Origin of the sequence: Streptacidiphilus sp. MAP5-3 (assembly GCF_041262505.1) — a bacterium.
Classification (GTDB): domain Bacteria; phylum Actinomycetota; class Actinomycetes; order Streptomycetales; family Streptomycetaceae; genus Streptacidiphilus.
Genome location: NZ_JBGCCL010000003.1, coordinates 137,264 through 149,154, shown reverse-complemented (window position 1 = coordinate 149,154; position 11,891 = coordinate 137,264). Strand labels below are relative to the sequence as shown.

Here is an 11,891-nt window from a genome sequence, read left to right as displayed (position 1 = left end):
GTCGTCATGTCGCACCACGCAGTCATACGAGCACATGACATGACCAATCGTCAGCCGGATGCCGTCGCAGAGGACCGACCGAACGGGGGCCGTACGTGCGTTGGCTGATCTCGTCGAGCCTGCGGCTCGCCGCCGTGGTCGTGGTCGCTGCCCTGGTCGTGATGGCCCTGGGCATCGGCTCGCTGCGCCATGCCGCAGTGGACACGCTGCCGGAGTTCCTCCCACCCCAGGTCCAGGTACAGACCGCAGCGGTGGGCCTGTCCACCAACGAGGTGGAACAGCTGATCACCGTGCCGATGGAGGACCAGCTCAACGGGGTGGCCTTCCTGGACCACATGCGCTCCCAGTCGGTCCCCGGCCTGTCCACGATCCAGCTGACCTTCAAGCCGGGCACCGACGTCTACCAGGCCCGTCAGCTGGTCCAGGAGCGGGTCACCCAGGGCCCGGCCGTGGTCAACGTCGGCACGCCGCCGGTGATGATCCAGCCGCTCTCCGCCGAGTCGCGGGCCATGATGATCGGGCTCTCGTCCACCTCGGTCAGCCCGCTCAACCTGTCCACGCTGGCGCGTTGGCGGATCCGCCCACGGCTGCTGGCCGTGCCGGGCGTCGCCAACGTCACCATCTGGGGCCAGCGCGACCAGCAGCTCCAGGTCCTGGTCGACCCCGCGAAGCTGCACGCCCACGGAGCGACGCTCACCCAGGTCATCAACACCGCCAGCGACGCGATGTGGACCTCGCCGCTGACCTTCGTCGAGGCCTCGACGCCGGGCGCGGACGGCTTCGTCGACACACCCAACCAGCGCCTGTCCGTCCAGCACATCCTGCCCATCTCCACCCCGCAGCAGCTGGGCCGGGTCCCGCTGGAGGTGGACACCGGCATCAGCAAGCTGAAGCTGGGCGACATCACCACCGTGGTCGAGGACCATCCGGCGCTGGCCGGTGACGCGGTGCTCACCACGCAGGCCGGAGCCGGGACCGGGTTCCTGCTGGTGGTGGAGAAGTTCCCCGGCGCCAACACCCTGGCCGTGGACCGCGGCGTGCGGCAGGCCATGTCCGAGCTCTCGCCGGGCCTGTCCGGCGTCACCGTGGACACGCAGGTCTACCGGCCGGCCTCCTACCTCGACTCCGCCCTGCGCAACCTCGGCTGGGCCGCGGTGGCCGGGCTGGTCCTGCTGATGCTCTGGCTCGGACTGGTCTGGCGCTCCTGGCGGGTCGCCGTGGTGGCGTTCGTCGCCATCGGGCTGCCGCTGGTCGTCGCCGCCTGGGTGCTCGAACTGCGCGGCGAGACGTTCAGCCTGCTGACCCTGTCCGGGCTGGCCGTCGCCCTGGCCGTCGTGGTGGACGACGCGGTCTCCGCCGTCGCCGCGCTGCGGACAGGGCTCGACACCGCCGGAGCCGACGCCGCTGTGCCCGATACCGACGGGCGCGACGGGCGGGCGCACGCGATCACCGAGGCGCTGCTCGGTGTGCGGCGGCCGCTCGGCTTCGCGCTGGCGGTGATCCTGCTGGCGGGCGTGCCGCTGCTGCTCGTGCCCGGCAGCAACGGCGAGCTGACCCGGCCGATGCTCTTTACCTACCTGCTCACCGTCGTCGCCGCCACGGCGGTCGCGCTGACGGTCACCCCGGCGCTCAGCCTCCTGCTGCTGCGCCGCACGCCCGAGCAGCGCGGGGCGCCTCCCGTGGTGCGCTGGATCCACACCGGATACGACCGGGTCGGCCCCGCCCTCGCGGGCAAGCGCGGTGCGGCCGTCGGTCTGGCCGTGGTGCTCGGGCTGGCCGCGCTGGCGATCATTCCGCAGTTCGGCTCCGGCGGACTGCTGCCGGTGCTGCAGGACCGCACCCTGATCGTCCAGTGGAGCGCCGCGCCCGGCACCTCACTGCCCGCGATGCGCCAGGTCACCCAGACCGCCGGGGCCGAGCTGCAGCAGGTCGGCGGCGTCACCGACGTCGCCAGTGACATCGGCCAGGCGCTGATGGGCGACCAGATCGTCGACGTCGACACGGCCCAGACCTGGATCACCGTCTCCGGCAACGCCTCCCTGGAGCGCGCCAGGGACGCGATCCAGACGGTGCTCGGCCACTACCCGTCGCTCAGGCACCAGTTGCTCACGTACTCGCAGAGCGCCGTGGCCCAGGCCCCGCGCTCGGACACCGGCCCCGGCGGCTCCGCGCCGCTCACCGTCCGGCTCTACGGCACCGACTGGACCACCCTCAGCACGGAGGCGCAGAGGCTGGCGGGCGTCGTCGACCGCGTCCCCGGGGTCAGCGGGGCGACGTTCCGCACGCCCATCCAGGAGCCGTCGATCCTGATCGACACCAATGTGGACAACGCCGCCAAGTACGGCCTCAAGCCGGGCGACGTGCGGCGCGCGACGGCGGTGCTGATCTCCGGCATCCCGGTCGGCAGCTACTACCAGCAGCAGCAGATCTTCGACGTCGCGGTGTGGAGCGTCCCGACGGTCCGGGCCAACCTCGGCGACATCCAGAACCTGTTGCTGGACACCCCGAGCGGCGGCACGGTCCCGCTCAAGGACGTCGCCTCGGTCACCATCGCGCCGGCCCCCAAGGAGATCGACCACGACCAGGCGTCCCGCTACCTGGACATCACCGCGAACGTCCACGGCCAGGACCTGGGCACCACGGTGTCCCGGGTGCAGAACGCGGTGCAGGGCGTCGCGCTGCCGCTCGGCTACCACGCCGAGGCGTCCAGCGGGCTGAGCGAGCAGCAGAACGGCGCACTGCGGATCATCCTGGTCGCCCTCGGCTGCCTGATCGGCACGCTGCTGCTGTTCCAGGCCGCTTTCCGGAACTGGAGCCGGGCCGCGCTGCTGCTCCTCTCGCTTCCGCTGTCGCTGGCCGGTGGTGCGCTGACCGCGCTGTTCGCGGGCCGGACGCTGACGACGGGCACGCTGATCGGGTTTCTCGGCGTCTTCGCCTTCGCGGTCCGGGGCGGGCTTCTGGTGCTGCGCCGCGCCCAGCAGTTGGACGGCCAGGGCCGCCTCGAGCCGGCCCTGGCCGCGGCCCGGGAGGCCTCGGTGCCGCTGGTCGCCTCGGCGGTCGGGCTGATCCTGCTGGTGCTGCCGTTCACGGTGCGCGGGGACGTCGCCGGGACCGAGCTGGTCCGCCCGCTGTCGCTGGTGCTGATCGGCGGCGTGATCACCGCAACCGTGGTGACACTCCTGCTGCTGCCGGCCTTCGCGGGTCGGGGCCGCCGCGACGAGGTCGGCCTGCCGCCCGGCGGCGGCTTCGGCGGGAGCTTCGGCGGCGCGACCCCGGCCGTGGCCGGTACGGGGCAAGCGGGTGCCGGGCAGACAGGCACGGGCTACAGCAACGGGTCGGACGGCCGGAGCGCGACCGCGCTGGGTGGCCGACCCGGTGACGGATCCGGTGGCTTGCCCGGTGACGGATCCGGCGAGGGCAGAGTCGACCGATCCGGCGCGGAACCCGACGGTCCGCAGGGCACGGAAGGCAAGCGGCGGTGACCGCCCGAACGGTGATCAGCCGTCAGGTCCGGACGCACCAGGCGCGGACATCCCGTAGCCGCGTGTTGGCCGCGGTCGGATGCGCCGTGCTGAGCTTCGCCCTCGCCGCGTGCGGGCCCAAGAACGACCCCCCCGCCGAACCCGACCCCGCCTCCCTGGCGCCCGCGCCGTCCATGCCCGGCGTGACCACCGCGAACAACGTCCACCGGGTCGTGCTGACCCCGCTGGCGGCGCGGCAGATCGGCGTGCGGACCGTGCCGGTGCAGGCGGCGAGCGGCGGCAAGGGCGAGCAGGTCCCGATCACGGCGGTGGTCTACGACCCGGAGGGCGTCCCCTGGGTCTACGTCCCCGACGGGAAGCTGACCTACCTGCGCCGGCCCATCACCGTCCAGGGCTACGACGGCGACACGGTCGTGCTGTCCACCGGTCCGGCCGTGGGCACCCCGGTGGCCGTGCAGGGAGTCGCCGAGCTGCTCGGCACCGAGTACGGCGTGGGGGAGGAGTAGTCGTGGCGCGCACCGCACAACCGCAGACGGCGGGCGGCCGGGGGCCGCGCGGCGGCGTGATGCGGGCGATCGTGGCCTGGAGCCTGAACTTCAGGTTCCTGGTCGTCGCCGCGGCGGTCGCACTGATGACCGTCGGCATCGCCACCATGCCCAGCACGCCGATGGACGTGTTCCCCGAGTTCGCTCCCCCGCAGGTGGAGATCCAGACCGACAGCATCGGTCTGTCCACCTCGGACGTGGAGAGCCTGGTCACCGTGCCGCTCGAGTACGCCATGAACGGGATGCCCGGCCTCACCCAGCTGCGCTCCACCTCGGTGCCGCAGCTGTCGGACATCGTGATGGTCTTCTCCCCGAACACCGACCTGCTGCACGCCCGGCAGCTGGTGCAGGAGCGGCTGACCAACGTCCGGCCCTCGCTGCCCTCCTGGGCCAGCCCGCCGGTCATCCTGGCCCCGGTCTCCGCCACCGCGCGCGCGGTCCAGATCGGCATGACCGCCAGCGGCAACGGGCCCAACGGCAAGCCGCTGACGCCGATGGACCTGTACCAGCAGGCCTACTGGACCGTCCGGCCGCGGCTGATGCACGTGGACGGGGTCGCCGACGTGTCGATCTGGAACGACCGCTCGGAGACGTTCCAGGTCCAGGTGGACCCGGCCAAGATGGCGGCGCAGAAGGTCACCCTGGACAACGTCGAACGGACCACCGCCGACGCCCTGGACTCCGGCGCGCTGCAGTTCTCCAACGGCGCGGTGGTCGGCTCGGGAGGCTTCCTCGACGGCATGCCGCAACTGCCGAACCAGCGGCTCTCGATCGTGCACCAGCTCGCCGTGCAGTCCCCCGCCGACCTCGCCAGGATCCCGCTGGAGGACCAGGCTGCCAACGGCCAGAACCTGCCGCTGAGTCAGATCGGCACCGTCACCGAGGGCTACATGCCGCTGATCGGCGACGCCATCATCAACGGCCAGCCGGGCATCCTGCTCGTGGTCGAGAAGTTGCCCTGGGGCAACACGCTCAAGGTCACCGCGGGCGTCGACCAGGCGCTGAAGGCCCTGCAGCCCGGCATGCACGGCATCACCTTCGACGCGCACATCTTCCGGCCGGCCGACTTCATCAACGACTCCATCCACAACCTGCTGGACTCGCTGCTGCTGGGCTTCGTGCTGGTCGTGGTGATCCTGGTGCTCTTCCTCTTCGAGTGGCGGGTCGCGCTGATCAGTCTGATCACCATCCCGCTCTCGCTGACGGCGGCGGTGCTGGTGCTGCGGGCGCTCGGGACCACCGTCAACACCATGGTGCTGGCCGGTCTGATCATCGCCCTCGGCGCGGTCGTCGACGACGCGATCATCGACGTCGAGAACATCCTGCGCCGACTGCGCATCGCCCGGCACACGGTTGCCGAGGGCGGCCAGGCGCCGTCGACCGCGCAGATCATCCTGCGCGCCTCGATCGAGGTCCGCAGTCCGATCGTCTACGCCACCCTGATCATCGTCGCCGCTGCCGTCCCGATCTTCATGCTCCAGGGTCTGACGGCGGCGTTCTTCCGTCCGTTGGCCTTCGCCTACACACTCGCCATCCTCGCCTCCATGGCCGTCGCCCTGACGGTCACCCCGGCGCTGACGCTGATCATGCTGCGCCGGGCGCCGCTCAAGCGGTTCCAGTCGCCGCTGGTGCGGTGGCTGCGGCGCTGGTACGGCCGGTTTCTGCGGCGGATCATGGCCAGGCCGCGCGCCGCCTACGCGGTCTTCGCCGCCGTGGTCGTCTGCGGTGCGCTGATCGCCCCGCAGTTGGGCCAGTCGCTCTTCCCCACCTTCCAGCAGCGCGACCTGCTGATCCACTGGGACTCCATCCCCGGCACCTCCGACCAGGAGGTCATCCGGACCACCACCCAGCTCTACAACCAGCTCAAGGCGATTCCCGGCGTCGAGGACTTCGGCACGCACATCGGCCGTGCCCCGCAGGGTGAGGAGATCGTCGGCATCGACGCGGCCGAGACCTGGATCCACATCTCGCCGAACGTCGACTACAACGCGACGCTGGACAAGGTCCGCGCCGTGGTCGACAGCTACCCGGGCCTCTACCGGGATGTCGAGACCTACCTCAACGAGCGCATCGAGGAGGTGCTCAGCGGCTCCAAGGAGGCCATCACCGTCCGCGTCTACGGCCAGGACCTGACGCAGATGCGGACTACGGCCCAGTCGGTGCTGACCCGGGTCGCCTCCGTCCCCGGCGTGGTCGACCCACACATGGACCTCTCCGTCGACACCCCGCAGGTCAACGTGGAGGTGAACCTGGCCAAGGCCGCGCAGTACGGGCTCAAGCCCGGCGATGTCCGCCGCCAGGCGGCGACGATTGTGGCCGGGACGGAGGTGGGCAACGTCTTCGAGGACAACCACGTCTACGGCGTGGACGTGTGGAGCATCCCGTCCGCGCGCAACAACGCAGGCGCGATCAGCAACATGCAGTTGGACACCCCGGGCGGCGGCCACGTCCGCCTCGGCGACCTGGCCGCGGTCAGCTTCGGGCCCGACCCCTACCAGATCACCCGTCAGGACAGCTCCCGCTACATCGACGTGGGCGCCAACGTCCAGGGCCGCGACCTGGGCACGGTGGTCAACGACATCCAGGGGAAGCTGAAGTCGGTCACCGTCCCGCAGGGTTCGCACTACTCGCTGCTCGGCGAGTACCAGGAGCGCCAGCAGGCGCAGAACAGCCTGCTGACCACCGCGCTGCTGGCGGGGGTGGCGATCCTGTTGCTGCTGCAACTCTCCTTCGGCTCCTGGCGGCTGGCCGCGCTGCTCTTCGTGACCCTGCCGATGGCGTTGATCGGCGGCCTGATCGCGATCTGGTTCGGCGGCGCGCAGGTCACCATCGGTGCGCTGGTCGGCTTCTTCACGGTCTTCGGCATCGCCGCCCGCAACGGCATTCTGATGATCAACCACTGCCAGCACCTGGAACGCGAGGAGGGCATGGAGTTCGGCCCCGACCTCGTGGTGCGCGGCGCGAGCGAACGGCTCGCCCCGATCCTGATGACCTCGCTGGCGACGGCCCTGGCCCTGGTCCCGCTGGTCGTCGCGGGCAACCAGCCCGGCCGGGAGATCGAGTACCCGCTGGCCGTCGTCATCCTCGGCGGTCTGGTGAGCTCGACGCTGCTGACGCTGTTCGTGGTCCCGTCGCTCTACCTGCGCTTCGGACGGCGCGGGCGCCCGGACCGGCCGGCAGCGCCGACCGCCGCTCCGGGGACATCACCGGGAGGGTCACCGGGGGCCTCGCCGGGAGGGTCCCCTGGGGCGTCCCCGGCAGCCCCGTAGGAGCAGGGTGAGGGTTTCGCCCGGTCGGCCTTTCGGGCGGGAACGCTTGGTTCTGGGCCGCGCCTACAAGACCAGGATGCTGGACGAACTGGACGCGCGCCCCGGCCAGACCGTGGTCGACCTCGGCTGCGGCCCCGGCACCGACCTGGACGCCCTGGCCGACGCGGTCGTCGACGGCGGGTCCGGGGCCGAGGGCGCGGGGGTCGGGAGCACGGCGGTCGGGAGTGTTGTGGTCAGGGGCGCGGTGGTCGGGGTGGACCACGACCAGGCCGCGGTCGCCAAGGCGCGGGAGCGCACGGCCGGACGGCCCGGCGTGACCGTCCAGCAGGCGGACCTCCACCATCTGCCGCTGCCCGACGGCTTCGCCGACCGGGCCCGGACCGATCGGGTCCTCCAGCACGTCGCCGACCCCGCGCAGGCGCTGCGCGAGATGCGCCGCGTGCTGCGTCCCGGCGGGCGGATCGTGCTGGGCGAGCCGGACTGGGCGACGCTGGCCGTCGACCACCCCGAGAGCGAACTCTCCGACGCCTACACGCGGTTCGTCAGCACCCAGGTGGTGCGGAACGGCCGGATCGGTCGGCAGCTCCCCCGGCTGGCCGTCGAGGCCGGGTTCCGCGTGCCCGCCGTCCTGCCGGTCACCCCGGTCTTCCGGGACGTGCGCGAGGCCGACGCGATCCTGGGCTTGGAACGCACCACCCGACGGGCCGTCACCGCGGGGTACTTCACCGAGGACGAGGCGCAGCGCTGGCTCGACCACCTGACCCGCGGCCCGTTCCTGGCCACGGTGACCTTCCAGATCGTCGTCGGAGCCCGCTGAGCGTGCTCTTACCGTGCGCCGTAGGCGGGGAGCGGTAGCTGCGACAGGGCGAGCAGCTTCAGCGTCGCGTCGCCCGCCTCGGACGGCGTCCAGCGCGCGCCCCAGTCGACCGTCGGGCCGGGACGCCAGCCGTCCATGACGGTGATCCGCCCGCCCTCGACCTCGAAGACCCGGCCGGTCACACCCTCGGACGCGTCCGCGCCCAGCCAGACGACCAGCGGCGAAACGTTCTCCGGCGCCATCGCGTCGAAGTCGCCCTCCCCCGGAGTGGCCATCATGTCGGCGAAGGTGTGCTCCGTCATCCGGGTCCGGGCGGCGGGCGCGATGGCGTTGACGGCCACGCCGTAGCGGCCCATCTCCGCCGCCGCGACGAGGGTGAGGCCGAGGATCCCGGCCTTGGCCGCGCTGTAGTTGCCCTGTCCGACGGAGCCCAACAGGCCTGCCCCCGAGCTGGTGTTGACCACGCGGGCGACAACCTCCCTGCCGGTCTTGGCCTCTGCACGCCACCACGCCGCCGCGTACTTCAACGGCAGGAAATGGCCCTTGAGATGGACCCGCATCACCGCGTCCCAGTCGTCCTCGTCGAGGTTGACCAGCATCCGGTCGCGCAGGAAGCCGGCGTTGTTGACCAGGGTGTCTATTCGCCCGAAGGTGTCGACCGCCGCCGCGATCAGCGACTCGGCACCCGCCGAGGTGGCGATGTCACCGCCGTGGGCGATCGCCTCGCCGCCCGCCTCGCGGATCTCGGCCGCCACCTGCTCGGCGGGCGAAATCGCACGTCCCTCCGTGCGTCCGTCCATGCCCCCGTCCGTGCCTCCGTTCAGCCCGACGCCGAGGTCGTTGACGACGACCTTGGCCCCCTCTGCGGCGAAGGCCAACGCGTGTGCCCGACCGAGCCCGCGACCCGCTCCGGTGACCACGACGACCCGGCCCGCAACCAGTCCTGATGTCACGTCATATCTCCTTTGTCGTTTCGCGAGTGACAGTGGCTTTGCCCTCAGCCGCCTGTGTATCGGCCGTGTTCACCGTCGCGGCGTCCAGGAACGCGGGGCGTTCGCCGCCGCCGTGGACGTGCAGGGTCGCGCCCGTGACGTAGGCGGCGCGGTCCGAGGCCAGGAAGACGCAGGCGTCCCCGACCTCGTCGGGCTGAGCCAGGCGGCCGAGCGGGACCGTCCGGCCCACGGCGGCGACGCCCTCCTCGTCGCCGTAGTGCAGGTGCGCCAACTCGGTCTGCACCAGGCCCAGTACGAGGGTGTTCACTCGGACCTCCGGGGCCCACTCGACGGCCATGGACGCCGCCAGGTTCGCCAGCCCCGCCTTCGCCGCCCCGTAGGCGGCCGAGCCCGGTGACGGACGAGTGCCACTGACACTGCCGACCATGACCACCGATCCGCGACTGCGCCGCAGCAGCGGCCGGGCGGCGAGCGAAACCGTCAGCGGGACCAGCAGGTTGAGCTCGATCACGCGCGCGTGCCGGGCCGCGTCGCCGTCGTCGAGCAGCCGGAACGGCGTCCCTCCCGCGTTGTTGACCAAGAGGTCGAGCCGTCCGAACCGCGACGCGACGGTGTCGAAGAACGCTGTCACCGCCGCCTGATCACGCAGGTCCACCGGTACGTACTCGGCCCTGCGCCCCTCGGCGTCGACCACCGGCGCGACCGGCGGTCTGCGGGCGCAGACCAGGACCTCCGCTCCTGCCTGCAGCAACGCCCTTGCGATGCCCGCACCGACGCCGCGCGTCCCGCCGGTGACGACGGCGACGTGACCGGCCAGATCCACCGTGATGCTCAAGCGATCCCCTCCCCGCGACACCTGCAGCCGACTCCGACTACAGCCTCTCGATGATCGTCACGTTCGCCTGGCCGCCGCCCTCGCACATGGTCTGCAGACCGTAGCGGCCGCCGGTGCGCTCCAACTCGTGCAGCAGCGTCGTCATCAGCTTCACCCCGGTGGCACCCAGCGGGTGGCCCAGGGCGATCGCACCGCCGTTCACGTTGACGCGGGCCGGGTCCGCTCCCGTCTCCTTGAGCCAGGCCAGCACCACCGGGGCGAAGGCCTCGTTGATCTCCACCAGGTCGATGTCGTCCATCGACATGCCCGTCTTCTTCAACGCGTACGCCGTCGCCGGGATCGGCGCGGAGAGCATCCGGATCGGGTCCTCACCGCGCACCGAGAGGTGGTGGATCCGGGCGCGAGGGGTCAGCCCGTGCTCGCGGACCGCCCGCTCGGAGGCGATCAGCATCGCCGCCGCGCCGTCGGAGACCTGCGAGGAGCAGGCCGCCGTGATCGTGCCCTCCGGCAGGACCGGGGCCAGCGTGGCCATCTTCTCCAGCGTCGTGTCGCGACGCGGGCCCTCGTCCGTCGTCACCGCACCGAGCGGGACCAACTCCCGCTCGAAACGGCCCTCGTCGATCGCCCGGACCGCGCGCTGGTGCGAGCGGAGAGCGAACCGCTCCATGTCCTCGCGGGTGATGCCCCACTTCTTCGCGATCAGCTGGGCGCCGTGGAACTGGTTGACCGGAGCGTCACCATAACGGGCCTGCCAGCCCTGGCTGCCCAGGAACGGACCCTCCGTCAGCCCCAGCGGCTCCCCTGCTTGACGGCTGGCGAAGGCGATGGGTATCTGGCTCATGTTCTGCACCCCGCCGGCCACCACGAGGTCCTGCGTACCGGACATGACGCCCTGCGTCGCGAAGTGCACCGCCTGCTGCGAGGAACCGCACTGCCGGTCGACGGTGACACCGGGCACCTCCTCCGGCAGCCCGGCCGCCAGCCAGCAGGTGCGGGCGATGTCGCCCGCCTGCGGACCGACCGCGTCGAGGCAGCCGAAGACGACGTCCTCAACGGCCGCCGGGTCGACGTCGCTGCGACTCATCAGGGCGGACAGCACGTGTGCGCCGAGATCGGCGGGGTGGACGGCCGCCAGGCCGCCGTTACGGCGTCCGACGGGGGTGCGCAGCGCATCGATGATGTAGGCCTCGGCCATGACGGCAGCTCCTCGGGCAGGTAGCGAGGTTCAGCCGACGGATCAGTCGGCTGATGGACCACCCCGTGCGGCGATGCCGTCCAGCACCATCGAAAGGTACTGCCGGGCGATCTCCTCGGGGCTGTGGTGACCTCCGGGGCGGTACCAGGACGCCGCGACCCAGACGGTGTCGCGGACGAATCGGTAGGTGAGCCGGATGTCGAGGTCGGCGCGGAAGATCTGGGCCTCCACGCCGCGTTCCAGCGTGCGCAACCAGGCCTTCTCGAACTTCTGCTGCGAGTCGGCGAGGAAGGCGAACCGTGGCTGGGGCGCCAGGTGTTTGGACTCCTTCTGGTAGATCGCGACGGCGGCACGGTGCCGGTCGATCTCCCGGAAGGACTCGGTGACCAGGGCCGCCAAGGTCTCCCTCGGGCCCAGATCGGATTCCAGTACGGCGTCGTAGCCTGCCCAGAGTTCGTCCAGGAAGGCAGCGAGGATCTCCTCCAGCATCGACTCCTTGGAGTCGAAGTGGTAGTAGAGGCTGCCGGCGAGCATGCCGGCCTGATCGGCGATCTTGCGGACGGTGGTGGCGTCGTAACCCTGCTCGGCGAAGACCTCGGCGGCAGTGTCCAGCAACTCCCGCCGCCTCGCCGGTGAGGCACTCACGTCCTGCTTCTTCGTGGACTTGCTGGTCGGCTTGTCGGTCGGCTTGCTCGGCGACTTGTCGGTCGACTTCTTGGTGGACCTGCTTGTGGTCCTGTTCGTACTCGGCACCGTCTCATTCTCGCCTCACCGCCCGGCCGAGCTCCCAGGGCT

General features: G+C 71.3%; 8 protein-coding genes. 4 read left to right on the top strand and 4 right to left on the bottom strand.

What is annotated here, in order from left to right; all coding sequences use genetic code 11:
* Positions 1 to 95: 95 nt before the first annotated feature.
* The 4 genes from ABH928_RS07005 to ABH928_RS06990 all read left to right on the top strand — a co-directional run bounded on the left by ABH928_RS07005 (position 96) and on the right by ABH928_RS06990 (position 8,113).
* Positions 96 to 3,482, top strand: a complete 3,387-nt coding sequence (locus tag ABH928_RS07005) for an efflux RND transporter permease subunit (RefSeq protein WP_370063225.1) — start codon at positions 96 to 98, stop codon at positions 3,480 to 3,482.
* Positions 3,483 to 3,544: 62 nt separating this feature from the next.
* Positions 3,545 to 3,988, top strand: coding sequence for a hypothetical protein (locus ABH928_RS07000; RefSeq protein WP_370063223.1), 444 nt, complete (start codon positions 3,545 to 3,547; stop codon positions 3,986 to 3,988).
* Positions 3,989 to 3,990: 2 nt separating this feature from the next.
* On the top strand, positions 3,991 to 7,296 hold the full coding sequence (locus ABH928_RS06995; RefSeq protein WP_370063221.1) for an efflux RND transporter permease subunit: 3,306 nt from the start codon (positions 3,991 to 3,993) through the stop codon (positions 7,294 to 7,296).
* A 76-nt stretch (positions 7,297 to 7,372) separates the two neighbouring features.
* On the top strand, positions 7,373 to 8,113 hold the full coding sequence (locus tag ABH928_RS06990; RefSeq protein WP_370063219.1) for a methyltransferase domain-containing protein: 741 nt from the start codon (positions 7,373 to 7,375) through the stop codon (positions 8,111 to 8,113).
* Between the two features lie 8 nt (positions 8,114 to 8,121).
* On the opposite strand, the gene ABH928_RS06985 is transcribed toward ABH928_RS06990, so the two are convergent.
* Genes ABH928_RS06985 through ABH928_RS06970 form a run of 4 tightly spaced genes read right to left on the bottom strand, consistent with a single transcriptional unit; the run spans position 8,122 to position 11,741 of the window.
* Positions 8,122 to 9,066 (bottom strand): SDR family oxidoreductase, encoded by a 945-nt coding sequence (locus tag ABH928_RS06985; RefSeq protein ID WP_370063217.1) that lies wholly within the window; start codon positions 9,064 to 9,066, stop codon positions 8,122 to 8,124.
* 1 nt (position 9,067) lies between these two features.
* Entirely contained in the window at positions 9,068 to 9,901 is an 834-nt protein-coding gene (locus tag ABH928_RS06980; protein ID WP_370063215.1) for an SDR family oxidoreductase, read from the bottom strand.
* Between the two features lie 37 nt (positions 9,902 to 9,938).
* Positions 9,939 to 11,096 carry an acetyl-CoA C-acetyltransferase gene (locus tag ABH928_RS06975; protein WP_370063213.1) on the bottom strand — a complete coding sequence of 386 codons (1,158 nt, stop codon included), beginning with the start codon at positions 11,094 to 11,096 and terminating at the stop codon, positions 9,939 to 9,941.
* Between the two features lie 42 nt (positions 11,097 to 11,138).
* On the bottom strand, positions 11,139 to 11,741 hold the full coding sequence (locus ABH928_RS06970; RefSeq protein WP_370063789.1) for a TetR/AcrR family transcriptional regulator: 603 nt from the start codon (positions 11,739 to 11,741) through the stop codon (positions 11,139 to 11,141).
* Positions 11,742 to 11,891 lie beyond the last annotated feature (150 nt).